This window comes from Bradyrhizobium cedriense (genome assembly GCF_054602315.1).
Window position 1 is genome coordinate 17,070 of the sequence record NZ_JBTSWB010000013.1, and the last position, 24,698, is coordinate 41,767.

Sequence of the window (24,698 nt, forward strand, 5' to 3'; positions counted from 1 at the left end):
GTAGACTTTTTCGATATTATTTTCGAGGCACGACGCGTATCCCATGGGCATTCTGCCTTTGGTTGTCGGGGGAAGCGCACATACCAGTTCCTCACTACATTCGCGATCCAATAAACTGTGATCGGCTGCGTCATTTTGGCCGGGAACTTTTGGGCCTCATCGTGCCGACGTACATAACGGGATAACCACAGGTTGGCATATGATTGTATGTCGTCGGTCGGTGGAAGTAAGAGAACGCCTCGGCCCTGCTGGTTAAAGTTCTTGAATTCCGAGTTCTTTCACCATGGTCTGCCATAGTTCCTCTCCAGTATTCTAACGAGAGGATCATGCAGAGTTCGGTTCACGTAGTACGCAATCAGCCACTCCGATCTATTCACGCCGCAAGGGCGTACCGCATAGAAATAAGATCGCGACCACCCCCGCCGGGCTTGATCGCCTCTGCTTAGCCGAACTATTTCAACCCGAAAAAGTTCTTTAGAGAGACGCAACGCGGCGCACTTGGCGCAGTGATGGGATCGTTCATCTCTCTTCAAAGAGTCTATCCGGTTGAAAGCAAGCGAGGCGTTCTGGCTATATCGCTTTCGACAATTTCAGAAAGTCATTTTCAAAGGGGATATTTATGAAGCGTATTGTGAGTGAGGGAGATGGATCGTCGATGCTGCCCCAAGGCGCGGTGACAAAATACAGAAGAGACAATCTCAATCGGCGTGGGGCGATGGAATTGGCGAAACGCCTGGAAGCCCATTGGCAAGGGAAGGGATATTTCGATGTTCGGTTCTGGGCCGAGCCCATAGACGAGCGTTTCGAGAAGATTGGCACCCATGAGATTTACCGGGTGAGGTGCAATCTCGTGAATGGTCTGCCGCCCTCGCACCCAAGCAACATGGAATAGAGGAACGCCCTTTGGAGGGGGCAAGGCACCGGTCGGGGAGCCTGCGGTTCAACGCGGGCTCGCCATGAGGGGACAGAAACGCGTTTCGCCAATCATTGGCCGCTCAAGAACGCCCGACCGGACGACCCCATGACTGTCCATAATTCTTGACGTATACAAGCGCCGAACAGGACGGAGGGCAAAGTGCAAGGAGAGTCAAGCGAGCCAGACAACGAAACCCAATACTACATGCTGCCGGAAGAAGCGCTCCAGTTCTTTCCCGAAGAGTGGCGCGAGCACTTTCAGGCCATGGCTGACAACGGGCGCGCGGTTCTGGAGAGTGTCGAAAAGGAGCTATCGCAGCTTGCGCGCATCTCGAATTCCTTCAACTCGCTCGCCGCATTGAAGTATTCGCATAAGCGGCTATCGGAGCACAAATTCGCGCCTGACATGGAATCGGTGCTGGAGCTCGACATGCTCACGACTGCTTTTGTCGTGAGTTATGTGCGCCTCCATCAAGGCGGTATCGGCAGCGGCTTCTCGCGCGACGTTCTTCCGGAGAATCTCCGCCCCATCCACGACCAGATAATCGATATGAGAAACAAGCGCTTTGCTCATAATGACGAGCACCATTCGTCGGAAAACGCGATGCGCATCGAGTCCGAAGGCAATCGCTTCTATGTCATCTTTAATCTCAAACTCGGTTATTACATTGCGGGCGCGACGGAATGGCACGAGTTGGTCAAATTCTTGGATGCAATGACAGTTGAAAGGATGCAGAAGGTCTTTGCGAGGCTCAACGAGAAAACTGGTTATGAGTGGATCATGCCGACGGGTCCCGCGCCAGAATGATCAAGCGGCTTTTCAACCCAGCAATCGCAGGCGATTCACGACTGGAAGTTCTGCGCGTTGCCCGCTAGCGTACTGCTGGTCCATCTCACATGGCCCGATAAGGAAGGCAGATGCGATTTGCGCTCGTTGAAAGCGAAAGCCGCGAAGCGGCGCCGGGACTGTCCGGCATGTGTCGCGCCTGCGGGGATGCTGCGATTGCAAAATGCGGAAAGCATCGGATTTGGCATTGGGCGCATAAGGGCGCGCGTACATGCGACCCTTGGTGGGAGCCAGAGACGCCGTGGCATCGTGGCTGGAAAGATCACTTCCCGAAGGATTGGCAGGAAAGCATTCATTCAGCGCCAAATGGCGAGAAGCACATCGCCGATGTTAAAACGGGTAGCGGCGTCGCTCTCGAATTTCAGCACTCATTTCTACCGGAAGCCGAGCGGCAGTCACGCGAAGGCTTCTATCCCAAGCTGATCTGGGTGGTTGATGGCTTGCGCCGTGCGCGAGACCGGGCGCAGTTCTTTGCCTCGTTTGGTCCGGCTCTCCATAACCAGCCGCTGGTCATTCCTGCGCGTATGGATGACTGCGCACTGCTGCGCGACTGGAAAGAGAGCCGCGTGCCGGTGTACTTCGATTTCGGGCAAAGCGATCCTGCCGATCCGCTGCGTTTCGATGCGCCTACGCTGTGGAGGCTCAATCCAGGTGGTCAGAGCGGAGCGGCCTATCTCTCGCCGGTCGCAAAATCGTATTTGATCGAGGTCTATCTCAACAATATTGCCTTCGATGAGCCGTTCACCGACGCTCTTAGCGTTCTCGCGGACAGCCATCGCAAGTACCAAGCGCTTCAGCACCGTCCATCTCACGCCCTCGATGGATTCACAACTAGGATGCGGCGAGCACGGCGTCGCCTTTAGCCGCGCCGATAACGCAATGCTTCAACCGCATGGTCGTTGACCTCTCTCCCGCAGAAAGAAATCGGCAACTCGACATTTGAAAAAGGTGGCTAGCCGGTGGAGGTTAGCCGCAGAAATTCCGTTGGCGCCCTTTTCGTACTTCTGAATTTGCTGGTAGGTCATCGATAGGAAGCCGCCGACCAAAGTGAGGGTCAGGCCACGCTTGAGCCGCAGCCTTCGCATGTTCGCTCCGATGATCCGGTTGAGAGGGTCGATTTCAGCCGCCATTCGGCCCCCGATCCAGGCCGGTATCCCGCCAGAACCGATCCATGAACTCGACATCCTCGGGGCCACACGCCGCCGTGTAGATGGCGGTCGTGCTAATGCGCGAATGGCCGAGCCAAGTCTGAACTTTATTCAGCGGCACGCCTGCTTGCAGCGTACCGACGCCGAAGGAATGGCGAAGGCCGCGCGGGCATGCAGCGCGCCCTACGATTTGAGATAACATCATGACCTGCTTGATCGTGCGCCAGCCCGTAACACGGTGTTGCGGCCATAAGCGAAGGCGCGAACATACGGGATCGCGCTGAGCCTCCGCGATGCCAAAATGCGAATCGAGTTCGGCCATGAGCCAGTGCGGAATGGGGATTTCGCGCCAGACAACAGAACGACGCTTCAAGCTCAGAACGGCGACGATGCCGGTCTCGATCTGAAAAGACAGCGGGACGATGCTGAGCACTTCGCTGATGCGCATACCTGTGCATACGAGAGTCAGCGCGAGAAGTCGGTCGTCTGGCTCAAGAGCGGCCATGGCGGTAAGGCAGCGACGGCGCTCATCGCGATTTAGATATTTCCGCCCGCCTTCGGGGCCGTACAGGCTGAAACTGTACCCGCCGCCGTCATGGCCTTGAGCCGCAACAGTCCTGCGCATTTTGTTGCAAGCGGATTTTGCCAATTGATTCAAATAACTCGCGCCCCCACGTCGCTTGGTTAAGAGCGTCGCCATAGAAATATAACGTAAAGGCTACAAGCAGTTATAGGTCAAAGCAATGCGCAGTAGTGTAGTGATGAAAGTAAAGTAACTATAAGCACTTAGCCTCGGTCCGTGCTACATTATACATGGACTACATCATGCTCTACCGGCCTTCGAACTTCAGAAAATCTTCCCGCGCGGTGACAGCCGTTGCCGCGGTCGGCCTCTTCGTCACCGCATCGCTGGCTGCGACTGGTCCGGCCTCGGCAGATTCCACGAACAAAGATTTCGCCGCCGCATGCGCCGCAATTAAGGACGTTAATCAGCGTGCTGGTTGCCAGATCGATGCGATTAAGGCTCACACCGTGCAGGTTAAGAAAGAGGGCGAGGAAGCCCGCGCCGCAGGGGCGGCCGCGGACAAAGAACTCAAGTCAGTGAATCAGTCTGAAGTCTGCTTTGCCTTTCTTACAAAAGGCAGAGACGAAAAGAAATTCACGCGCGAGGCCGTCCTACAGGCCGCTGGCGGCAGGCTCACACCCGATAATTCATGTAACGTAGCGCGCAAATTTGGCTTCGATCAACGCGCCAGCGCTGATGCGCCGCGCATGCAGTAGGCGCAAAGCTAGAACGCGTCCATCTTAGCTTGGGTCCTAGCCTTCGCTGCACCGGTAGCGGTTTGTTTTTGAGCGGTCGTCGCTTTCTCATTAGCCGTAGCTTTAACCGCCGCATCATCCGCCTTCTTCGCCGCACCAATCGCTTCATTGTTCCGCTTGATCGTATCCGCCTTGTCCGGGTGGCGCTGTGCCGCGCGCTCACCGGCATTTCTCACATCTTCGCTCGCCGCGTCCTTCTCCGCTTGTGTCGCATCCTTCTTGAAATGCGTCTTACCGAAGCGATCCACGGCGGCGGTATATTCACTGTCACCAACCTCTTTGAGGTTCTTCGTAACTTCCTGGCCATCCGCATTGGCATCGCCGCCCTTGTCATGGATGGCTTTCGCGATACCGAGCGCGCCAGGGCTCGAAAGATGTGCATCCTTGGTCAGGCTTCGTGCGCGGAAGGGCGCGTGTGGCGGTGGGGTATCTCCCGGCCTGGCAGGGGCGCGAAGCGGACCGAAGGTTGGGGAAACCGTTCATGCGGTCCAAAGGACCTTGCCCTGGAGCCATGGAGTGCGCCGTAGGTCGCCAGCAATCGAGGTATCTTGTGACGTGTGGATCAGCCGGAAGGCATCAAGATCGGCAACGCTGCGCGAGCGAACACCTCCGAGGCGGAATGTCACATCGCCTCTTCGCGGTTTGGTCGAGGCCGGTTGAGGGACCGCAGAGAGGGCGGTCGGCTCAGCCGCTACTCACGGCTCGTTGTGATGGGGGCTGCTCTTAATGGAAACGCCGGGATGAAAGGTGCGGAGAGTATCGCGCCAAAATCGTACGACGGCTTCGATGACGTGAAGGACCGGAATGAAGCGTTGCTGTTCTCCGGCGGGCTCGCCAAAGTCGAACAAGAGGACACCCTTGTTATCCTGCCCTACCGGCAGGGAGCCAGAAACGTACCGCACAGGGCCGTTCCATGCGCCTGCGTCAAATCCGGCTCCAAGAGTGTCCAACGAAAACGGCGCAGCCTCGACCTTGAACGCCTCGACGCCTGTCTCGTGCATTTCAAAATGCTTGCTGCCATTCGTGATTGCCCTGAAATAGGGAAACCAAATGCAACTGCGATTGATCAGGCCGTTGAAGTCACTCTCGCTTGTGATCTTCAAGGCATCTTTCAGCTTCTGATTGTTCTCAATGAGGTCGTGCCAGACCCATTCCCTAAGGTGATAAGCCTCCATGATGCAGTGAAAGGCGCGCCGCGCCGAATGCTGCTCGCGCATAAGGTCGTCGAAATCATCGACGAGCATGTCGTAAAACTGAAGATGTGTTTGGATGTCAAAGATCGGCATTGTCAGCCTCGCGCTTCTTGCCGATTTGGCCGAACTCCTTCCACAGCCCCAACATCAGGAGGGAATGAATGATCAGGTTACCAAGGTGCCAGTGAAACTGATCCGCATCCATCAGGCCGTGGGCGATCTCGTTTCGTAGGTTCATTCCGCGCGGGTCGGAATAGAGCGCCTGAAAATGCAAGGTGGCATCGGGTCCAAGCGCCTCCGCGACCTTTGCGTTGTAGAGGATTTCACCCATGCCAATTGCGACGCTTGTTCCCGATACCGTCGGGTGCGGTTTGGTGACCGGTATACCCAACTCATCGGCGATCTTCCGCAAAGCACGCTCGATCTGGGGAATGAGGACATGCGCGGCCTTCACATTATCCTCGCGGGCCCATGCGCTTGTGCCCTCCACCAAGAGGCTCATGTCGTCGAATAGACCATGACGGTTGGCCCACCCCGCGAAATGCTGTGGGACAACGCCATGCTTTTCGAACAAGCGCTGGAACGCCTGTACCAGCCAAGGCCGTTCGAACTGAAAAGCGAACTTGGCTTGGTGAAAGAGACGGCCAAACGAATCTTCGTCCACGCCCCCGATCTTCGCGGCGACGCGATCCTCCGCATAGATCATTTGCGTGATGTGCGCCATCAGTGGCGCCTCTTCCAACGTCTTTTGAACTTGCTCTTCAAGGTCCTTGCGCTTTAGCATGAATTCGCGGGCGATGCGCACAAAGCTCTCGCCAATGTCGTCAACGACAACGAGGTCCAGGAACTTCTCCATGTCGTCCTTGGTGATCTCGATCTTGTGCTCGATTGACTGAAGGTTCTCGCCTGCCGCGCCGATCTTCTTTTGCATCAATATGCGGGCTCGGTCGCGCTCCTCCTTCAGTCCCGCGTTCCGATATTCATCCGTTGCCGTTTGCAAAAGCGCGGCTGCTAGCATTGGGTCGGCATTGCTTGCGAAGTGCTCGAAGGATTCGCCAACGGCCTTATGGAGCCGCCGCGCATCCTCGAAGTTCTTGAGGCGGTTGTAATATGGGATCAGGCGTTCGGCGGCACTCTGCGCCTCATGCGGGTTGAAGTGTGCGGGATCTCCGGTATTGGAGCCGTTGGCAATGATGTTTTCCAGGTCGGCAATCAGTTCGGCCCGCTCGGCGTCGGTGACGCCCGCTCTCTTGTCGTCGAGCAGCCGGTCAACCGCGTACGACCACATGCCGGAGTGGGTTTTCATCAACCCGCGATGAACATCCATCAACGCCGTTCGAGCCCGTTCCGTGCGCTCGGCATCTTTGAGCAGAACGGCAAGGTCGAGTGCGCGGATTGCGAACTGCAAATGCTCATGTTCCTCGGCCATGCGCGGGATCGCGTCGAGATACGAGTCGATCGCGATGCGTGCATCCTCAGGATCGCGCTTGCGACGCCCGATGGGGCCGCTCATTTCCCATGTAAGGTCGGCGTAGCGCGCCTTGAGAAAGGGGTGCTTCAGCGCTCGCGCGCGTGCGGACCAGTGAGTCACGGCCTCGGGCGGGGTGTCCGAGATGTCCGGGAAATAGACCTTGGTGCCGTCGGCTCTAACGCCGGAGCCCATCGGGCCAAAGTAGCTATTCCACGGATTTTCATGGCGATCGGTTGCCAGGGCGAAAGCAAGCACCTCGGCCCACGCGCCGAGAGTTTCCGCGTCGGTAGGTTCGACGAGCGCGGCGCGGGCTGTCTTAAGTTCACCCTCAACGGTGAACTCATTGAAGGGCTCTTCCCGCGTGTCGAAACGCTGGATGATTTCCTCAAGGGAGGCGGGCACCGAAAGTGCGGTCGTCATGGGAATTCCGATCATGATTCGGAACGGTGATAGAAAACTAACGCAACGGGACTCACCGTTTGCAAGAGCAGGATGAAATTTGCTTGGAATTGGTGCGGGTAGAGGGACTCGAACCCCCACGCTTTTTGGGCAACTGATTTTGAGTCCCCTTCGTTGGTGCCATGATTATTTGATTTCACCGCATAAAACTGTTTTTCAAGAAGGTGGAATGGATGATTGAGATCCGGGAAGGGCAGGAAGGTCATCGCGGTGCTGCAGAGGGCGGTCGTGAACCACGAGGCAGAGAACTATTCCCTCTTCACCGATCCGGATTGCCACACCTTGAAGGACTATACCATGCGCGGGATCCAGACCGGCTTTCGCCCTTGCTGCTGTCGTGGTGAAGGAGTGGCCGCTATTTTGCCACCACAACCGACCGAACCGGAATCTTGGACTGCGCTTTCATGCCATTCGACGTGAAGCAAACTGCGGCTTCGGTGAAATCATCCTGATCTCGGACAGAGGCGAAAAGGTCAACTGACGACAGCAAACTCATTGATTGGAATTGGGGTGTTTTCCCGACGCGCTTCGGGAGGATCGGGTCTGCGGCCAGCGCGCGAGGCACAGCTTCATCAAGCTGAACACGCTGTGCCTGCCACTGCCCTGGCAGGTAGCGGAAGGGGAAAGCGCCCGCCGGTCGGGGCGGGCGCAGGGTTCCGCATGGGTTTCGAAGTCAGTGGAATGTGAAGTTTCCTGCGGTCAGGCCCAAGCTGGCCAAGCCGTCCACGCTGTGCACATTGCTCAGGTGGGCGAACTCGTCAACGTGGTTCGCGGAGGTGACGTAGGCCAGATTCGCAGTCATGCTCTTGTATCCAAAGTAGACGATCATGTCGCCGGGGGCCGCGGAAATAGCACTGGCTGCGTCAGAGCCGTTGGAGAAACCCCGATCGGTGATCACCACGACATGTTCCCCATGAGCACTTGAGGCTGGGCCACTGTAGAAGGTGTCCACCTGATTGCCAGACCGCATGCTGACGTGATTGAGGAAGTTCGCGTTAAGACCGTCGCTGCCAAAGCCGACCGCGTCGAATGTGAAGGTGTCGTGTGCCGGGTCGAAATCCACGATAGTGGTGTGGTCGGGGGTCGGCCCGTACTGTGGGTCTAGTCCGGGGACCGGGTTGTGGAACTGGAACGCAAAGGTGTCGTTGCCGGTGCCTCCCGTCAGGGAATCCCTGCCGTCACCGGCGAAGAGGACGTCGTTGCCGGGACCGCCGTAGAGTTTATCATTGCCCTCATTGACGATTCGCGGTTTGTCGGGGCCGTTGTCGCCATAGAGGAAGTCGTTACCCTCCTCGCCGAAGACGTTGTCATTGCCCGCGCCACCGAAGACTCGGTCATTGCCCTCGCCGGCCGAGATGACGTCGTTTCCGGCACGACCGTCGATCCAGTCATCGCCCTTGGGGTCGGTGATAATATCGTTACCGTCGCCGCCAAAGAGACTATTGCTGCCCGGACCGCCAAGAATTGGTTTGTCCATTGCGAATACTCCTTGTTAGACAGCCCCACCACGCCACCCGGCCCGTTCATATGGCTCATCGGCCAATTGGAATAATTCATTGTTTTGATAGAACGCATCGGCATGGTGGATAAATCCATGTGCGCGTCTCTACCGCACCTCAGCGCATCAGCGGGTGCGACCCGGTTTGAGCGGTTGGCCGCCGGGCGATGACGCAGTCGCCAGCGGGCGCGCCAAGCCCACCCCAAGCCCACCCCGAGGCTACCGTTTTGCAGCCGAATATCAGCGGTGCAATGCCACGCGCGCTGCTCGTTGTTTTCTATCGAACAGGCGCAAGCGAGTCTGTCCATGGCGAAGTCCCGATGTCGGCTTTGCAACACAGTTCGGCCGGGCTCGCCGACAACGCTATGTTCTTCCAATTCCGCTCGTTTTTGCATTTGCACGTGGCTGGCACGGTCGTTGCTAAACTCTTCACTGAGCGCCGTCTCGCTAACTCTCAAAGGATATCAGCATGAGCTTCGCTACGACCGAAAGCATTGAGGAGATCAAGGCCCGCAATAAGGAACTCATCCAGGACGTGTTGACGGTCTATCCCGACAAGACCGCGAAACGGCGCGCCAAGCACCTGAACGTTCACGAGGCCGGGAAGGCGGACTGCGGAGTTAAGTCCAATCTCAAATCCATCCCCGGCGTGATGACGATCCGCGGCTGCGCCTATGCGGGCTCCAAGGGCGTGGTCTGGGGACCGATCAAGGACATGATCCATATCAGCCATGGTCCGGTCGGGTGTGGCCAGTACTCCTGGGGATCGCGGCGGAACTACTACGCCGGTACGACCGGTATCGATACGTTCGTGACCTTGCAGTTCACGTCCGATTTCCAGGAAAAGGATATTGTGTTCGGCGGCGACAAGAAACTCGTCAAACTCATTGATGAGCTGCAGGAGCTGTTCCCGCTCAACAACGGCATCACCATCCAGTCGGAATGCCCGATCGGCCTGATCGGCGACGACATCGAGGCGGTATCCAAGGCCAAGTCGAAGGAATATGGCGGCAAGACGATCGTGCCGGTTCGCTGCGAGGGTTTCCGCGGTGTCTCGCAGTCGCTCGGGCACCATATTGCCAACGATGCCGTGCGCGATTGGGTTTTCGACAAGCTCTCGCCCGAGAAATCCCGCTTCGAGCCGACGCCCTACGACGTTGCGATCATTGGAGACTACAATATCGGCGGTGATGCCTGGTCGTCTCGGATCCTGCTGGAAGAAATGGGGCTGCGCGTGATCGCCCAATGGTCCGGAGACGGGTCGCTGGCCGAGCTCGAGGCTACACCGAAGGCGAAGCTCAACATCCTGCATTGCTACCGCTCGATGAACTACATCTCCCGTCACATGGAGGAGAAGTTCGGGATTCCGTGGTGCGAGTACAATTTCTTCGGTCCCTCGAAAATCGCGGAGTCTCTGCGCAGGATAGCGGGCTATTTCGACGACACGATCAAGGAGGGAGCCGAGCGGGTGATTGCAAAATATCAGCCGCTTGTTGATGCGGTGGTCGCAAAATACCGCCCCCGCCTGGAAGGCAAGACCGTGATGCTGTTCGTCGGCGGATTGCGTCCACGCCATGTGATCGGAGCCTACGAGGACCTCGGCATGGAAGTCATCGGCACCGGCTATGAGTTCGGCCACAACGATGACTATCAGCGAACCGCCCAGCATTACGTCAAGGACGGCACGCTCATCTACGATGATGTCAATGGCTACGAGTTCGAGCGCTTCGTTGAGAAGATGCAGCCTGACCTGGTTGGCTCCGGCATCAAGGAAAAATATGTGTTCCAGAAGATGGGTGTGCCGTTCCGGCAAATGCACTCCTGGGACTATTCCGGTCCGTACCACGGCTATGACGGCTTTCCGATCTTCGCGCGCGACATGGACATGGCGATCAACTCGCCAATCTGGGGGAAGACCAAAGCGCCCTGGAAGGCCGTCGCAGAACCGAGGCTCATGGCTGCGGAATAAGCGGCCTCTTCGCCTCTCGTCCGAGGCGTCGAGCCGACATTGACCACGATTTTCAAGAGGATTCCCACGAAATGGCGCAGAATGCAGAACACGTGCTCGATCATGTCGAGCTGTTCCGCGGTCCGGAATACCAGCAGATGCTGGCCAACAAGAAGAAGATGTTCGAGAATGCTCGAGATCCCGCAGAGGTCGAACGCATCAGGGAATGGTCGAAGACGCCCGAATACCGCGAAAAAAACTTTGCGCGGGAAGCGCTGACGATAAACCCGGCCAAGGCTTGCCAGCCGCTCGGTGCGGTCTTCGCCTCCGTTGGATTTGAAGGCACGCTACCCTTCGTGCACGGTTCCCAGGGATGCGTCGCTTATTACCGCAGCCATCTGTCGCGGCACTTCAAGGAGCCGAGTTCCTGTGTCTCCTCGTCGATGACGGAAGATGCTGCGGTCTTCGGCGGCCTGAACAACATGGCCGATGGGCTCGCCAACAGCTATAACATGTACAAGCCCAAGATGATCGCCGTCTCCACGACCTGTATGGCGGAGGTGATCGGAGACGACCTCAACGCCTTTATCAAGACCTCCAAGGAGAGAGGGTCTGTCCCAGAGCATTTCGATGTGCCGTTCGCGCACACGCCAGCCTTCGTCGGCAGCCACATCACCGGCTATGACAATGCGCTGAAGGGTATCCTCGAGCATTTCTGGGACGGAAAAGCCGGGACAGCGCCGAAGCTCGAGCGCACCCCCAACGAGAGGATCAATTTTATCGGCGGCTTTGACGGCTACACTGTTGGCAACACCCGTGAAATCAAGCGCATCTTCGGCTTGATGGACGTCCAGTACACCATCCTCGCCGACAATTCCGATGTGTTCGATACGCCGACCGACGGCGAGTTCAGGATGTATGACGGCGGCACCACGCTGGAAGACGCCGCAAACGCGGTTCACGCCAGGGCGACGATATCTGCGCAGCAATGGTGCACGGAAAAGACGCTTGCGTTCATCGCGGGCCATGGCCAAGAGGTCCTGGCTTTCAACCATCCGGTCGGCGTCTCCGCGACCGACGAGCTGCTCATGGCGTTATCGCGCATCAGCGGCAAGGACATCCCCGAGGCGCTGGCGCGAGAGCGCGGCCGCCTGGTCGACGCGATGGCTGACTCCAGCGCGCATATCCATGGCAAGAAATTTGCGATCTATGGCGACCCAGACCTATGTTATGGGCTGACTGACTTCCTGCTCGAATTGGGCGCCGAACCGGTCCATGTGCTGTCCACAAATGGGAACAAGGCCTGGCACGATAAAATGCAGGCCTTGTTTGCGAGCTCGCCGTTCGGCCAGAACTGCCATGCCTATCCAGGGCGAGACCTCTGGCACATGCGCTCGCTGCTCTTCACGGAGCCGGTCGACTTCCTGATCGGCAATACGCATGGCAAATATCTGGAGCGCGATACCGGCACTCCGCTGATCCGCATCGGTTTCCCCATTTTTGATCGGCATCACCATCACCGCTCTCCGGTGTGGGGCTATCAAGGCGGCATGAACGTTCTGGTGAAGATCCTCGACAAGATCTTTGACGAGATCGACAGGAAGACTAGCGTGGCAGGCACCGACTATAGCTTTGACATCATTCGTTGATGACGAAAGACGCCTAAGTCATCGCCGGCAAACATCGGCGGTGGCTTAGCGCGCGATGGCTGATCTCATTAATCGCGATTGAGAGGAGAAACCGATGAGGTCGCTTTCGGCCAGAATCCTGGATGTCTTCAACGAGCCGGGCTGCGCCAAAAACGCCAACAAATCGGAGGCTGACCGCAAAAAGGGCTGCACCAAGCAACCTAAGCCGGGCAGTGCGGCGGGCGGGTGCGCCTTCGACGGCGCAAAGATCGCGCTGCAGCCCTTTACCGATGTGGCCCACCTGGTGCACGGCCCGATCGCCTGTGAGGGCAATTCCTGGGACAACCGCGGTGCAGTGTCGTCGGGTGCCAGCATCTGGCGCACCGGTTTCACCACGGACATGAACGAAACCGACATCGTGTTCGGCGGCGAGAAGCGTCTTTACAAGGCGATCAGGGAGATCTTGGAAAAATACAATCCGGCGGCGATCTTTGTCTATCAGACCTGCATTCCGGCCATGATCGGCGATGACATCCATGCCGTCTGCAAGGCGGCGTCTCGGAAGTTCGGCAAGCCCGTGATTCCGGTGAATTCGCCCGGCTTCGTGGGTTCAAAAAACCTCGGCAACAAGCTGGCCGGGCAAGCGTTGCTTGATCATGTCATCGGCACCGAAGAGCCGGACCACACCACGCCGTGCGACATCAACCTGATCGGCGAATACAACCTGTCGGGCGAATTGTGGCAGGTCAAGCCGCTGTTTGACGAGCTCGGCATCCGCATCCTCTCCTGCATTTCCGGCGATGGGAAATATCGTGAGGTCGCCTCATCGCATCGGGCGCGCGCTGCCATGCTGGTGTGTTCGAAGTCGATGATCCATGTCGCGCGCAAAATGCAAGAGCGCTACGGCATTCCGTTCTTCGAAGGCTCGTTCTACGGCATCCAGGATTCCAGCGACGCGCTGCGCAACATTGCGCGCGTCTTGGTCGCGCGCGGGGCCCCAGAAGACCTGATCGGCCGGACCGAGGCGGTGATAGCGCGCGAGGAGGCGCGTGCGTGGGCTGAAATCGGATCCTACAGGTCCCGCCTGGCCGGGAAGAGGGCACTCCTCATCACAGGTGGCGTGAAATCCTGGTCCGTGCCGGCCGCGTTGCAGGAGGCCGGTCTTGAGCTGGTCGGTACCAGCGTCAAAAAATCCACGGACGAAGACAAGGAGCGCATCAAGCAGCGGATGGGGCAGGACGCCCATATGATCGAGGACATGGCGCCACGCGACATGTACAAGATGCTGAAGGGCGCAAAAGCGGACATCATGCTCTCCGGCGGCAAGTCGCAATTCGTCGCACTGAAGGCGGCGATGCCCTGGCTCGACATCAACCAGGAGCGCTCTCATGCCTATATGGGCTATTTGGGGATCGTGAAGCTGGTCGAGGAGATCGACAAGGCGCTGTTCAACCCGATGTGGGCGCAGCTGCGCCGGCCGGCCCCATGGGACGATACCGCCAGGGATGGCCACCCCATCCCGACGGCCCTTGCGCACGCGGACGGGCGGGCCGCCGAGACCCCTGCGCTTTTGGAGTCAAGCCGCCGCGCAAAAAGGGTTTGTCTCTGCAACACAGTCGATCGCGGTACGATCGAGGATGCAATCCGCTTGCACGGTCTGACCAGCGTCGAGGCTGTCAGAGAGCACACCGACGCATACGGGGGATGCTGCAGGCGCCGCATCCAGGACATCCTGAGGGCGATGTCGGTCTCCCAGCCGCCTGCCATGCGGCAGGCCGCGGAATAGGATGGCGCCATGGCTAGCGTCAGCACTCCGAGCAAGGCCTGCACGGTCAACCCGCTGAAGATGAGCCAGCCCATCGGCGGCGCCTTCGCGTTCATGGGCCTGCGCGGAGCGATGCCGGTTCTCCACGGCTCACAAGGCTGCACATCCTTTGGGCTCACGCTGTTCGTGCGGCATTTCAAGGAGGCGGTCCCGCTACAGACCACCGCGATGAGCGAGGTGACAACCGTGCTCGGCGGCTATGAAAATATCGAGCAAGCCATCCTCAACATCCACAATCGAACCAAGCCGGAGATCATCGGGATCTGCTCGACCGGGGTAACGGAAACGAACGGCGACGACATCGACGGCCACCTCAAGCTGATCCGCAAGAAGCATCCGCAACTCGCCACATTTCCTTTGGTCCATGTCTCGACGCCTGATTTCAAGGATGCGTTTCAGGACGGCTGGGAAAAGACGGTGGCGCGCATGGTCGAGGTGCTCGTAAGGGCGCCGACGATCGAGGCAGAGCGCGATCCCGTGCGGGTGAATGTCCTGCCTGGATGTCACCTGACGCCCGCCGACCTCGATGAGGTCAGGACGATTCTGGAGGATTTCGGGCTAAAGCCAAGCTTCCTGCCTGACCTGGCGGGATCGCTGGACGGGCATATCCCTAAGGAGTTTACGTCAACGACCATCGGCGGCATCGGCATCGAGGAAATTGCCAGCATGGGCCGGTCCGGCTGGACCATTGCCATCGGTGCGCAGATGCGGCGCGCGGCAGAAGCCATGCAGACCAGGACCGGGGTGCCGTTTCGCCTGTTTGAGCGATTGTGTGGCCTCATCCCCAATGATGACTTCATCGCGTTCTTGAGTGAGATCAGCGGCCGCCCTGTACCAACCAAATACCGGCGCCAGCGCGGGCAGCTCGGCGATGCGATGCTGGACGCCCATTTCCATATCGGCGGCCGTAAGCTCGCGATCGGTGCAGAGCCTGATCTCCTGTTCGACCTGTCCAGCATGCTGCACGACATGGGCGCGCTGGTCACGGCGGCCGTGACGACCACGCCCTCGCCCGTGCTGGAGCGGGTCAGGACCAAGGAGGTCCTGATCGGCGATCTCGAGGATCTGGAAGAGCGAGCTCGGAGAGGGAATTGCGATCTGCTGATCACGCATTCGCACGGCCGCCAAGCGGCGGCACGGCTGAAGATCCCGTTTCATCGCGCGGGATTTCCGATGTTCGACCGAATTGGCGCAGGCCACCAGCTGTCCGTTGGCTATCGCGGCACGCGCGATCTGATCTTCAATATCGCCAACTTGGTCATCGCCGACCGCGAGGAAAATCATCAGCCAAGCCCCGATAGCTGGCGGACCTCGGCTCGGCCTCTAAACTCCGGCCGCAGCTTCATCGACGCAACAGGGAGTTCGATTCCATGAAGGTCGCATTCGCTACCCAGGATTTAAGCCGCGTCGATGCGCATTTCGGCTGGGCCAAGAACATTGTCATCTATGACGTCTGGCCGGACGGGTACGTCTTTCTGAAGGCGGTGCAGTTCGACGGCGATCTTTCGGAAGACGGCAACGAGGATAAGCTCGCGCCCAAGATCGAGGCGATCAGGGATTGCGCCATCCTCTATGTCGTTGCCATTGGCGGCTCCGGCGCGGCGCGGGTGGTGGCGAATAAAATCCATCCCATCAAAGTGGACAAACCAGAGAGCATTCTGGCGCTGCTCGAAAAGCTCCAAAGGATGCTGAGGGGAACGCCGCCCCCCTGGATCCGCAAGGCCCTGGCCAAAGCCAAGGAGCGGACGCTTGATTTCGAGGAATGAGGATCACATGTCTGAGGCCGCTGAAGTGGGGCAAACCGGCAATGCGCTTGATGCGCCGTTCCTCAAGCAGCTGGTCAAGATCTGGCGCGCTGAGGACAGCCATGGGGCTTGGGAGGGCAAGAGCGATCTCGACTTGCTCGAACCCTATCTCTTGGACAAGGAGAAGCGGCACGCGCTGCCGATCGTAGGCGATCCAGACCCAGACACGGTGTGGCGCCTGGAGCTGTTCTTCAATGCGGTCGCGCTCTCGATCGAAAAGGCGACCGGCGTGATGGTCCAGCCGATGCTGAAGATGCATCATGAAGGCTTTGGCCGCATGGTGCTGATCGCAGGCCGTCTGATCGTCGTCAATAAGCAGCTGCGCGATGTGCATCGCTTCGGGTTCGACGGTCTTGCGAAGCTCGCCGCCGAGGGCGACAAATATGTCGCAGACGGGATCGGCATGATCCGGAAATTTCCAGGCGCGGCGAACTATTGAGGGCGGGACATGAGCGAACTTGAAACGCTGAAGGCAGACATCAAAAAGCTGTCAGCCAAAGCCACGCAGGCCAAGATGGATCTGCACGACCTGTCAGAGGAGCTGCCGCTCAACTGGACCTCGATCATGGCGGTGGCGCAAAGAGCGCATGAAGCGTTTGCCGAACTTGAGAAAAAGCGCGAGGATCTCAAGGCGCAGGAAAGGGCGTAAGGGGTATACAAGCATGTCATTTGCAACGCGCGACGGCCGCGACTGGATCCCCAATTACCTCGTAGCGATCGATCCCGGCAAATGTATCGGATGCGGCCGCTGCTTCAAGGTCTGTGGTCGCCATGTCATGACATTAAAAGGGATCAGCGAGGAAGGCGATCTTGTCGACCTTGACAGCGAAGAAGACGATGAGATCGAGAAAAAGATCATGGTGATAAATGATGAGGGCGCCTGTATTGGCTGCGACGCCTGCGCCCGAGTCTGTCCGGCCAACTGCCAGACTCACGTGCCCGCCGCGGCAGAAGGGGCTTGACGGCCGCCTCCGTCGTCTGTGCAGGAAGGAGACTTGGTGCGAAGGCGCGGTTGAGACAATTCCGGAGGTCGCAACCTCATGCTGCGTGTTCGCTGGCGCAACTTGGCGCCGGCCGCGGATACTAGCTGGGCCGCGCTCGACGCGCATCCGAACACACGAACGTGCCCGTCTCCTCTGACGGAGACCTGATGATGATGTCCGGTCCGTAAAGGTGCGGTCGCTTCAGGTTGGAGTGATCGATGGGCGGGCGAAAAAGACCGGCGAGGACTTACCTCAACGAAGGGCTTGCTAAGCGAATGGGACAATGGAGATTGTCTCCGCGCGCGGCGTGAGCTGCATTGCCGCCGTGGTCCCCGTCTCGCCGCTCATTTAGCGGATCGCCTGATGTTCGGACTGTACCTCGCGGTGGTCGGGCGACGGCAGAGTTCTTGCGCAGCTCGCGCTCAGAACTCCGTGGCTGCCTCTCGCGTGGTACTCGCGGCAAAACCCAACAACGGACTTAGAAGAATATTGATGTCGACACCAAGACGTTCAGAGCATGCCCGGTTTGGCGCGTGTATGTCATGGTTGTCGGATTGTTGATGTATAGCAGGCCAAGGGTTACATGAACTCCGGGCGCCAGCCGCGCTGTATATCTTCCCCAGATCGCCGTACTATCGCGATGGACGAGATCGCCCTTAGCCAGGGCCGCATCGACTGCAAAGTGGCTCCAAGCGATATTGGTGGCAGCAATGGCAATCTGATCATGGGGCCTGCTGCTGAACAGTCCTTTCGCATAAAGACGAAGCTCGAGATAGCGGCTGACCTTGTTGACGTCAGACCGAGCGTACATTGCGGCGAACCCACCATAGATCCCTCGAGCTGGCGAACCTTGTGGATCGGATTGCCAAAGCTGCCGGTCCGCGGCCACGTAGTAGGCGCTGTTCGCGCAGGCTCTCGGTTGGTGCGGATACGCCAAGTGCGGGTAGTGGCTGTCGTTGAAACCGATTCCGGCCCGCAGCCAAGTCTCGGGCGACCCCGGAGCCGCCTTGTTCTTAAATCCAGTTTCATCGAGCAATAAAATGCCGGCGTTGGCCGTGCGCCAGTCCAAGCCGGTGGGATTTTCGGTTATGTGCGCCAACTGGCCATCCGGACTGACCGAGCGCTGGATCGAAAACTTGGTGTAGAGGCGATCATCAAAATTGTACTTCAAATTGAGAGCCGGCGTCGGCGCGGAATTGTTGCTCATTCCGGCCTGGGACAAGATGACCGGCGTCGGCCCAAACGGATTCATTCCCAAGAACTCGTCATGATTTCGGAGGTAACCCATCTTGAGTTCGAGCGTCCTGTCGAAAAACGTCTGATAATAGGCAAATGTATTGATTCCCACTCTATCGGGCCCGGCGGGCTTCCAGGTCCAATATTGTTGCTCGGCTCCCACGCTTATCTGACCATCCGGAATTCCAAATCGGCCGAGATCGTAGGTCACGATCATGAAATTGACAGTACCGAATGTTGGACTCTCGCCAACATACCGCTGATTGAAGATGGTGCTTTTGGATGCATGCGGCAGCCGGTTGTCGATCAAGGTGTTTTGCGTCCACCCCACATAGCCGATCCCTAAATCCGCCAGCGCAGATCTAACTCCGCCCTTGTCCTGATCGATCGTATCCGCAGGACCAGGTATATTGAGCCAAATGCCTTTTTCGCGCAGGTGATCGAACTTCGCGAACGGGTCGATCTTCTCTGGGGTCCTGCCCTCAGCAACTTTGTCTGGACGATCGTGCCTTGAGTCAGGGATATTGGTTGGTTGTACCGGCGCCGGGCTGCCGTCGAGATACCTTGTTCGCTTGAGCTGACGGCTTCGGGTGGCTGCGCCCCTTTGCTTTTGAAGGTGTTTTCCAGGAGCCTCATCCGGCATCTCGCTCCTGGTGTCTGATGTATTCTCAACTCCTGCCAACGCCGAACTGCCAAGACTCGCCGCAAAAGATACGGCGATGGCAAGCCCGGTTTGCGTCAGAGTAGATCGTGCGCTGAAGACCGGAGCCGCAGTCGAGCGAGTTCGAACCGACATAGCCGCGCCCGCATGCGACGTGAGTGTCCCCTCCTTGTTGCTAGCCTTGATAGATTGTGCGCCGACCAGATCGGCCCGGGGCTTACTCGCAACGTCCGGAAGCAGCTGCGTCAGTAAGCGCGTCATGGACGTCCATGAGCGAGGGGAGATCGCGGTCGGAGGAGATATCATCGCTCAAGGCGCCGGGCATGGACATTGTTCAATGCCGACGGCGGACCACGCTCGTGGATGCTGTAAGAGCAAACGAGCGGAAGAGACTGCGTCGGCGGGATCTTTGACGTCTCTGCGGAGCCTTAAGCGACCCGCGCGGGCGACTCCTTGGCGGCCTTTATGCGCATCGAGCTCAATCGACCATCGGTGCTGACGGGCACCTCGCCAGCGACGGTGGTACGGCGAACGACACGACGCTGGTCGCCGTAATCCCTGACCGCATAATGTTGCGTGGCGCGGTTGTCCCAGATCGCCACATCGCCCACCTTCCAACTCCACCGCACGGTGTTTTCGGGCGCGGTGATATGGGACTGGAAAAGGGTGAATAGCCTCTGGCCGTCATATTTCGGGATATCAACCAAGCGTTGCACCACATCGCCGAGCACCAGAGCGCGTTCTCCGGTTTCGGGGTGGACACGCACGACTGGATGCTCGGTCTCATAGACCGTCCTGGCGAACATCTCGTCGAGATGCTTTTTGTCGGCCTCGCTGTTGGCCATGACGGAGTAGTCGAACGCATTGCTGTGAACCGCCCAGAGTTCGTCGGCAAGCCGTTGCAGCGGCGTGGAGAGGTCCAGATAGGCGGTCGCGGTGTTTGACCAGATCGTATCGCCGCCAAATGGTGGGATCACAACGCCTCGCAGGACCGCGATTTTAGGATAAGCCTCGAAGAAGGTCCCGTCGCTGTGCCAGAGGTCGGCTCGGCGAGGGGGGCGCGCGGAATCAAGCTCGATCATCGATACCGTTCCCTCGATGACAGCGAGTATCGGATACGCCATAAGCGTTCCGAAACGAAGGGCAAAGCGCTCCTGCCCTGCGTTGTCGAGATGGCCCTGATCGCGAAAAAAGAGAACCTTGTGCTCGAGCAGCAGGCTGTTGATCGCGGTAATCGTCTCCGCCGGCAAATCGCCCGACAGCTTGATATTCCTGATTTCAGCGCCGATCCGCGCCGCGCGCTTTGCGATATCGGCTTGCGGAATGATACTGTCGATCGCGGATATCTTGACCATGCTGTCATTCTCCTGAAAACGCATCTGTTCGCAAAACCAACCTTTTGGACTGGGACGCGAATGGGTAAGTCGCAGTATCGGACGGCACATGAAGGCGTTATCAAGTGCCGCTGCGATGGACCCGTTGCTGCGCGTTCGCGCGATAACAACGAGACCACGATTGACCGCACGACGTCTCATTTTCCGGTCGTTTGACATGCCCGGTCAGTTCGAACAATTGCAAAGACTGGTAGTTGACCGAGACGCAAGACTATTCCGTTCGTGCGGGATCGACGACGGAATGCTGCCGTCAGGTTCATTGTATCGCCAGGGGCCACGGCTGAGCGAGCGGGGCAGGAGAAGAGCTGTGGATCTCATTGTGTTTTGGGTAGTCGCTGATGTTTGACGACGTGCCATTGGCGCGAGCGGCGATGCAGCGCGCCATTCGTAGCGAATATGGTCTTCATTACGCGCGTGCGGCGTGAGTATCCCGACCAAGCATTGCGGACACCAGGTTGCTTCTCGATCGCGTGCTATTCGTCGGCGAGAGGGCCAGTGCATGTGGCGTTTCTATTGGGCGGCGACGTGGCCCATACCGACGCTCGCGAAGGGCGCCGGCCACAACTGAGAATAAAAAGGCCCGCACGGCGGAGCCCCCGTGCGGGCCTTCCTGGAATCGGTCAATCTGGTTACCTCCGCCCGTCTAGACCGATCCAAGCTCGCTGGGACGAAAGGCCTTCAAAGCTGGAAGTCGCCAGGCGGTGCAGGAGTTCTGCATGTGTCTATGCCCGAAAACCGAGAGGATTGCCGGGAGCGGGCGGCGATTTGGCTGGCCGCCTGACAATGCGCTTTAGAGTATGAGATGGACAGGATGAATTGGCTCCCACGACAGGCATAGATCGGTGAGACGACCGAGAAGGGACCACGCCAGCATCGCAAATGGGGTGCGATGGCGACTATCGTCGTTGGCTTCTTGACTGAATAGTCCAGGGACCGTGTCTCGTTCGTGATGGGAAGTCGAATGCAACGCGCCGCGAGCTTCGAAGTCGCGCGGCGTTGTGGTCGCACCCTCGCATCGGCCGATTAGCAGTACCGCCACGATATCGAGCGGATTTGCGGCGTCATGCTTGGCTGCAATCATGAGAATGTTCCCTCTAGCTAAGACAAATGCCTGCCATTTCGGTGGCGCGATACGCGATGCAAATTGCTTGCCGAATGAAATGTGGTGCTTGACCGGTGAATCCAAAAAGGGCGGGCAGGGTGTCGCAACGCCTCGCAAGCCTCCGTCAGGAACCCTACAGCCTACCCTGCGGTAAACGAGGCGAGAATGAGAAGCGTACGCCTTGTGACATGCGAGGAGGATTTGCACGGTCGCCTCTTGTCCGAGAGGGTTGAGGACTTCAGACTCTAACCACAAGAGGTTTTCCGATGGCTCAGGTCAGTCCTGTCCGCCGCACGTTCGAGGACATGACTGTCCGCAAACTTGTCGCCCACGAGGCGGCGCCAGCCAGGCTGCCAGGGGTTCGTCTAGACGCCGGGACGTGCTCACTAAGAGCTTGTAACAACCGCGTTACGTGCACCCGCAGGAACGCCTTGCGCGCCAGTCAACTACTAACCTTAGCAATTGATGGTTTCGGCGCAGACATGGCAATCGTGGGGGCATGGCGCTGCGCATATCATGCGCCGAGGAAATCGGAATGCAATTGATGTCTGTGTGCGCGAACGAGCCTGATGGACATGTCGACTGGTCGTCTGCAACGACAAGGGGTACTCCAAGCGCTATCTCTTCTTTCTCACGGAAAGCCATGATGGACGTTTGGTCGCGGCCGCCGGGCAGGTGCGCGACGCGCTGCTTCCCGATGACTGCGATCCCTCAAAGGAGAAGTCTTCTCGCGAGCGGGATGCTATGGAGGAGAAAAGGCCGAAGACGTTTGGTGGAAGAGGCGGGGCGTTCCTGGTCGTCTCAGAATGCCAGGCTTCCAGGTCCGACCAACTTGGGCTGTTGGCGTCGAGCGTCTCGCTCGGCGGAGGGGGCCGATCGCGGACCGGAGATCTCTCGCGCCCTTGCGACGCTGCGGTTTAAGTCAGTTGGAGCCGGCTTGCGCGATGAGCGTGGCTGATTGCGCCATGATCCCTCCAGCTGATAAACCTTCTACCGCGATGCGGGTCGTGTTGCCCTTCGTGTTCCGGCACTGGCTGAAGCAGCCGGGGCATACCCTTGTCGTGGCCGGCGGACTGCTCGGTGCGACCATCGCCGACCTATTCATGCCGGTGTTCTCGGGGCATCTGATCGATGGGCTGACGCGCGGCCCGTCCGATCCCGACGCGCGTCATGCGGCGCTGCTCGCATTCGGCGCCATCGTTGCGCTGGGCGCAGCGTCGATGGTGCTGCGACTGATCGGCCTGCAGGCGATCGTGCCGTTCACGCTCAAGACCATGTCCGATGTCGCGCAGGACGCCTTCATGCGCGTGCAGCGCTTCTCGACCGATTGGCACGCCAATTCCTTTGCGGGCTCCACGGTGCGCAAGATCACCCGCGGCATGTGGGCGCTCGACCTGTTGAACCATACCATCCTGACGGCGCTGGCGCCTTCACTGCTGGTGCTGATCGGATCGACAATCCTGCTCGGCGTGTATTGGGCCTCGCTCGGCCTCGTGGTCGCGCTCGGTGCGCTCGCCTATGTCACGATGACGGTGCTGTTCTCGACGCGCTATATCGCGCCGGCCGCGCGTGTCTCCAATGCCTGGGACACCAAGGTCGGCGGCACGCTGGCGGATGCGCTGACATGCAATGCGGTGGTGAAATCGTGCGGCGCCGAGACGCGTGAGGATGCGCGGCTCGCCCGTGTCATCAACCGCTGGCGCGTACGGGTGCGGCGGACCTGGTTCCGCTACAACTACACCGCCATGGCGCAGCTCTCGCTGCTGCTATGCCTGCGAGGGTCCGTGATCGGCGGCTCGGTGCTGCTGTGGATGGCGGGGAACGCCTCGCCCGGCGACGTCACCTATGTGCTGACCAGCTACTACATCATCCACGCCTATTTGCGTGACGTTGGCTTCCACATTAACAACCTCCAGCGCTCGGTCAACGACATGGACGAACTGGTCGCCATCCACGACGAGCCGATCGGCATCGCCGATGCTGCTGGCGCGCGACCGATCGCGATCGAGGGCGGCGAGATCGTGTTCGACGACGTCACGTTCCACTATGGCGGCCATATCGCGCCGCTCTACGAAGGGCTGTCGGTGACGATCCGCGCCGGCGAGCGGGTCGGTCTCGTCGGCCGCTCCGGCGCTGGCAAGACGACCTTCGCTAAGTTGGTGCAGCGGCTCTACGACGTCTCCGATGGTCGCGTTCTGATCGACGGCCAGGACATCGCGCTGGCCACGCAGCAATCGCTGCGCAGCCAGATCGCGATCGTGCAGCAGGATCCGATCCTGTTCCACCGCTCGCTTACCGAGAACATCGCCTATGGCCGGCCGGGAGCCAGCCGGGAGGCGATCGAGCAGGCGGCGCGGTTCGCAAACGCGCACGACTTCATCCTGCGGCTGCCGAGGGGCTACGGCACGATGGTTGGCGAGCGCGGCGTCAAGCTCTCGGGCGGCGAACGGCAGCGCGTGGCGCTGGCGCGCGCCTTCCTGGCGGACGCACCGGTGCTGATCCTGGACGAGGCGACCTCGAGCCTGGATTCGGAATCGGAGGCGCTGATCCAGCAAGCGATGGAGCGGCTGATGAAGGGGCGCACCTCGATCGTGATCGCACACCGCCTGTCGACGGTGCGCAGCCTCGATCGCATCCTGGTGTTTGATCGTGGCGGTATCGTCGAGCAGGGCACACATGTTGTCCTGACCAAACGGCCCGGCGGGATCTATCGCGGGCTGTTCGAGAGGCAGGTCACCGACTTCGGCCATATTTCGGCGGCAGGCTAGCCGTTGGCATCGTTGCATTTGAAATCTCGGTCGTTTGGGACGAGATCGCTGGGTTCGCTCAGCGGAACCTCAAATGCCGTAATGCTATGCCGTTGGATCGTCTGTTCAAACTGAGCTTCGCGCATTTCGCCAGAGGGACAGCTTTTGCGCTGGTTGTGAGCGTTAGCCCGTCTGGCTGAGTTGCTGGGGATATCCGGATCGGCGGTTTGATGGTGAAGGCTCGTCGCCAGGGTCGACAGCCCGCGGGCATGGCGAACCTGCTGTCGATGGATCTTCGCGAACGGGTGCTTGTCTGTATTGGGAGCGGTGTTTCGGGTCGGCAGGCGGCGGAGCGATTTGGCGTCAGCGCGGCGCGTGTAAGTCACCGGCGAACGCGCGAGCTGGAGCAAGGCGAAGTCGAGCCGCCAGAGCTCAGCACGATGATCGCTGGTCTCACCGGATTGATGACACAGCCGAATTTCGAGGCAGCCCACTTGCATCAGGCAACCCATCACGCC

23 protein-coding genes are annotated in these 24,698 nt (G+C 59.0%); 13 read left to right on the forward strand and 10 right to left on the reverse strand.

Going from position 1 to position 24,698, the window contains the following annotated elements:
* The first annotated feature begins 619 nt into the window (after positions 1–619).
* From ACYCVF_RS35460 to ACYCVF_RS35470, 3 genes are all read left to right on the forward strand, one after another.
* Positions 620–892, forward strand: coding sequence for a hypothetical protein (locus tag ACYCVF_RS35460; RefSeq protein WP_459607365.1), 273 nt, complete (start codon positions 620–622; stop codon positions 890–892).
* Between the two features lie 183 nt (positions 893–1,075).
* Complete coding sequence (locus ACYCVF_RS35465; protein WP_459607367.1) at positions 1,076–1,723, forward strand: hypothetical protein; 648 nt, start codon at positions 1,076–1,078, stop codon at positions 1,721–1,723.
* Between the two features lie 110 nt (positions 1,724–1,833).
* Positions 1,834–2,625, forward strand: coding sequence for a competence protein CoiA (locus ACYCVF_RS35470; protein WP_459607369.1), 792 nt, complete (start codon positions 1,834–1,836; stop codon positions 2,623–2,625).
* A 21-nt stretch (positions 2,626–2,646) separates the two neighbouring features.
* Here the strand turns inward: ACYCVF_RS35470 and ACYCVF_RS35475 are convergent, their stop codons facing one another.
* Together ACYCVF_RS35475 and ACYCVF_RS35480 are read right to left on the reverse strand one after the other, a co-directional pair.
* On the reverse strand, positions 2,647–2,892 hold the full coding sequence (locus ACYCVF_RS35475) for a helix-turn-helix domain-containing protein (RefSeq protein WP_459607371.1): 246 nt from the start codon (positions 2,890–2,892) through the stop codon (positions 2,647–2,649).
* Positions 2,882–3,610 (reverse strand): tyrosine-type recombinase/integrase, encoded by a 729-nt coding sequence (locus ACYCVF_RS35480; RefSeq protein WP_459607373.1) that lies wholly within the window; start codon positions 3,608–3,610, stop codon positions 2,882–2,884. Before ACYCVF_RS35480 ends, ACYCVF_RS35475 begins: the two co-directional genes overlap by 11 nt.
* A 113-nt stretch (positions 3,611–3,723) precedes the next feature.
* Here ACYCVF_RS35480 and ACYCVF_RS35485 point away from each other — a divergent pair, with 113 nt between their 5' ends.
* Positions 3,724–4,191 carry a hypothetical protein gene (locus ACYCVF_RS35485; RefSeq protein WP_459607375.1) on the forward strand — a complete coding sequence of 156 codons (468 nt, stop codon included), beginning with the start codon at positions 3,724–3,726 and terminating at the stop codon, positions 4,189–4,191.
* Positions 4,192–4,199: 8 nt separating this feature from the next.
* Here the strand turns inward: ACYCVF_RS35485 and ACYCVF_RS35490 are convergent, their stop codons facing one another.
* The 5 genes from ACYCVF_RS35490 to ACYCVF_RS35510 form a co-directional block, all read right to left on the reverse strand.
* A complete protein-coding gene (locus tag ACYCVF_RS35490; protein WP_459607377.1) occupies positions 4,200–4,478 on the reverse strand; it encodes a hypothetical protein in 279 nt (92 codons plus the stop codon).
* A gap of 447 nt (positions 4,479–4,925) precedes the next feature.
* Positions 4,926–5,516, reverse strand: a complete 591-nt coding sequence (locus ACYCVF_RS35495; protein ID WP_459607378.1) for a hypothetical protein — start codon at positions 5,514–5,516, stop codon at positions 4,926–4,928.
* Positions 5,503–7,314: a DUF4209 domain-containing protein gene (locus ACYCVF_RS35500; protein WP_459607380.1), complete on the reverse strand. Its 1,812-nt coding sequence runs from the start codon at positions 7,312–7,314 to the stop codon at positions 5,503–5,505. The genes ACYCVF_RS35495 and ACYCVF_RS35500 overlap by 14 nt, the downstream gene beginning before the upstream one ends.
* Before the next feature lie 11 nt (positions 7,315–7,325).
* Complete coding sequence (locus ACYCVF_RS35505) at positions 7,326–7,559, reverse strand: hypothetical protein (RefSeq protein ID WP_459607382.1); 234 nt, start codon at positions 7,557–7,559, stop codon at positions 7,326–7,328.
* A gap of 467 nt (positions 7,560–8,026) precedes the next feature.
* Positions 8,027–8,830 carry a calcium-binding protein gene (locus ACYCVF_RS35510; protein ID WP_459607384.1) on the reverse strand — a complete coding sequence of 268 codons (804 nt, stop codon included), beginning with the start codon at positions 8,828–8,830 and terminating at the stop codon, positions 8,027–8,029.
* Between the two features lie 490 nt (positions 8,831–9,320).
* Here ACYCVF_RS35510 and nifD point away from each other — a divergent pair, with 490 nt between their 5' ends.
* The 8 genes from nifD to fdxB all read left to right on the forward strand — a co-directional run bounded on the left by nifD (position 9,321) and on the right by fdxB (position 17,019).
* Complete coding sequence (gene nifD / locus ACYCVF_RS35515) at positions 9,321–10,820, forward strand: nitrogenase molybdenum-iron protein alpha chain (protein ID WP_459607386.1); 1,500 nt, start codon at positions 9,321–9,323, stop codon at positions 10,818–10,820.
* Between the two features lie 71 nt (positions 10,821–10,891).
* A complete protein-coding gene (gene nifK, locus ACYCVF_RS35520) occupies positions 10,892–12,448 on the forward strand; it encodes a nitrogenase molybdenum-iron protein subunit beta (RefSeq protein ID WP_459607387.1) in 1,557 nt (518 codons plus the stop codon).
* Between the two features lie 94 nt (positions 12,449–12,542).
* Positions 12,543–14,213, forward strand: a complete 1,671-nt coding sequence (gene nifE / locus ACYCVF_RS35525; protein ID WP_459607389.1) for a nitrogenase iron-molybdenum cofactor biosynthesis protein NifE — start codon at positions 12,543–12,545, stop codon at positions 14,211–14,213.
* A gap of 9 nt (positions 14,214–14,222) precedes the next feature.
* Entirely contained in the window at positions 14,223–15,626 is a 1,404-nt protein-coding gene (nifN, locus tag ACYCVF_RS35530) for a nitrogenase iron-molybdenum cofactor biosynthesis protein NifN (RefSeq protein WP_459607391.1), read from the forward strand.
* A complete protein-coding gene (gene nifX / locus ACYCVF_RS35535; protein WP_459607393.1) occupies positions 15,623–16,018 on the forward strand; it encodes a nitrogen fixation protein NifX in 396 nt (131 codons plus the stop codon). The genes nifN and nifX overlap by 4 nt, the downstream gene beginning before the upstream one ends.
* A gap of 7 nt (positions 16,019–16,025) precedes the next feature.
* Positions 16,026–16,496, forward strand: coding sequence for a NifX-associated nitrogen fixation protein (locus tag ACYCVF_RS35540; protein WP_459607395.1), 471 nt, complete (start codon positions 16,026–16,028; stop codon positions 16,494–16,496).
* A gap of 9 nt (positions 16,497–16,505) precedes the next feature.
* Entirely contained in the window at positions 16,506–16,706 is a 201-nt protein-coding gene (locus ACYCVF_RS35545; RefSeq protein ID WP_459607397.1) for a CCE_0567 family metalloprotein, read from the forward strand.
* Between the two features lie 13 nt (positions 16,707–16,719).
* Positions 16,720–17,019, forward strand: a complete 300-nt coding sequence (gene fdxB / locus ACYCVF_RS35550) for a ferredoxin III, nif-specific (protein ID WP_459607399.1) — start codon at positions 16,720–16,722, stop codon at positions 17,017–17,019.
* 499 nt (positions 17,020–17,518) lie between these two features.
* On the opposite strand, the gene ACYCVF_RS35555 is transcribed toward fdxB, so the two are convergent.
* Both ACYCVF_RS35555 and ACYCVF_RS35560 read right to left on the reverse strand, forming a co-directional pair.
* A complete protein-coding gene (locus ACYCVF_RS35555) occupies positions 17,519–19,198 on the reverse strand; it encodes a carbohydrate porin (RefSeq protein WP_459607401.1) in 1,680 nt (559 codons plus the stop codon).
* A 167-nt stretch (positions 19,199–19,365) separates the two neighbouring features.
* Complete coding sequence (locus tag ACYCVF_RS35560) at positions 19,366–20,292, reverse strand: TauD/TfdA dioxygenase family protein (RefSeq protein ID WP_459607403.1); 927 nt, start codon at positions 20,290–20,292, stop codon at positions 19,366–19,368.
* A gap of 2,106 nt (positions 20,293–22,398) precedes the next feature.
* On the opposite strand from ACYCVF_RS35560, the gene ACYCVF_RS35565 reads away from it, so the two are divergent.
* On the forward strand, positions 22,399–24,201 hold the full coding sequence (locus ACYCVF_RS35565) for an ABC transporter ATP-binding protein (protein WP_459607405.1): 1,803 nt from the start codon (positions 22,399–22,401) through the stop codon (positions 24,199–24,201).
* Here the strand turns inward: ACYCVF_RS35565 and ACYCVF_RS35570 are convergent.
* The gene (locus tag ACYCVF_RS35570; RefSeq protein ID WP_459607407.1) at positions 24,198–24,695 is read right to left on the reverse strand and encodes a hypothetical protein; all 498 of its coding nucleotides are present in this window, start codon (positions 24,693–24,695) and stop codon (positions 24,198–24,200) included. The genes ACYCVF_RS35565 and ACYCVF_RS35570 overlap by 4 nt on opposite strands.
* Positions 24,696–24,698 lie beyond the last annotated feature (3 nt).

Bases quoted from the DNA above. Each gene is read 5' to 3' on its own strand.
- ACYCVF_RS35460 (WP_459607365.1), top strand. From the start codon at position 620: ATGAAGCGTATTGTGAGTGAGGGAGATGGATCGTCGATGCTGCCCCAA.
- ACYCVF_RS35470 (WP_459607369.1), top strand. From the start codon at position 1,834: ATGCGATTTGCGCTCGTTGAAAGCGAAAGCCGCGAAGCGGCGCCGGGA.
- ACYCVF_RS35475 (WP_459607371.1), bottom strand. From the start codon at position 2,892: ATGGCGGCTGAAATCGACCCTCTCAACCGGATCATCGGAGCGAACATG.
- ACYCVF_RS35480 (WP_459607373.1), bottom strand. From the start codon at position 3,610: ATGGCGACGCTCTTAACCAAGCGACGTGGGGGCGCGAGTTATTTGAAT.
- ACYCVF_RS35485 (WP_459607375.1), top strand. From the start codon at position 3,724: ATGGACTACATCATGCTCTACCGGCCTTCGAACTTCAGAAAATCTTCC.
- ACYCVF_RS35495 (WP_459607378.1), bottom strand. From the start codon at position 5,516: ATGCCGATCTTTGACATCCAAACACATCTTCAGTTTTACGACATGCTC.
- ACYCVF_RS35500 (WP_459607380.1), bottom strand. From the start codon at position 7,314: ATGACGACCGCACTTTCGGTGCCCGCCTCCCTTGAGGAAATCATCCAG.
- ACYCVF_RS35505 (WP_459607382.1), bottom strand. From the start codon at position 7,559: ATGACCTTCCTGCCCTTCCCGGATCTCAATCATCCATTCCACCTTCTT.
- ACYCVF_RS35510 (WP_459607384.1), bottom strand. From the start codon at position 8,830: ATGGACAAACCAATTCTTGGCGGTCCGGGCAGCAATAGTCTCTTTGGC.
- nifD (WP_459607386.1), top strand. From the start codon at position 9,321: ATGAGCTTCGCTACGACCGAAAGCATTGAGGAGATCAAGGCCCGCAAT.
- nifK (WP_459607387.1), top strand. From the start codon at position 10,892: ATGGCGCAGAATGCAGAACACGTGCTCGATCATGTCGAGCTGTTCCGC.
- nifE (WP_459607389.1), top strand. From the start codon at position 12,543: ATGAGGTCGCTTTCGGCCAGAATCCTGGATGTCTTCAACGAGCCGGGC.
- nifN (WP_459607391.1), top strand. From the start codon at position 14,223: ATGGCTAGCGTCAGCACTCCGAGCAAGGCCTGCACGGTCAACCCGCTG.
- nifX (WP_459607393.1), top strand. From the start codon at position 15,623: ATGAAGGTCGCATTCGCTACCCAGGATTTAAGCCGCGTCGATGCGCAT.
- ACYCVF_RS35540 (WP_459607395.1), top strand. From the start codon at position 16,026: ATGTCTGAGGCCGCTGAAGTGGGGCAAACCGGCAATGCGCTTGATGCG.
- ACYCVF_RS35545 (WP_459607397.1), top strand. From the start codon at position 16,506: ATGAGCGAACTTGAAACGCTGAAGGCAGACATCAAAAAGCTGTCAGCC.
- fdxB (WP_459607399.1), top strand. From the start codon at position 16,720: ATGTCATTTGCAACGCGCGACGGCCGCGACTGGATCCCCAATTACCTC.
- ACYCVF_RS35555 (WP_459607401.1), bottom strand. From the start codon at position 19,198: ATGACGCGCTTACTGACGCAGCTGCTTCCGGACGTTGCGAGTAAGCCC.
- ACYCVF_RS35560 (WP_459607403.1), bottom strand. From the start codon at position 20,292: ATGGTCAAGATATCCGCGATCGACAGTATCATTCCGCAAGCCGATATC.
- ACYCVF_RS35565 (WP_459607405.1), top strand. From the start codon at position 22,399: ATGATCCCTCCAGCTGATAAACCTTCTACCGCGATGCGGGTCGTGTTG.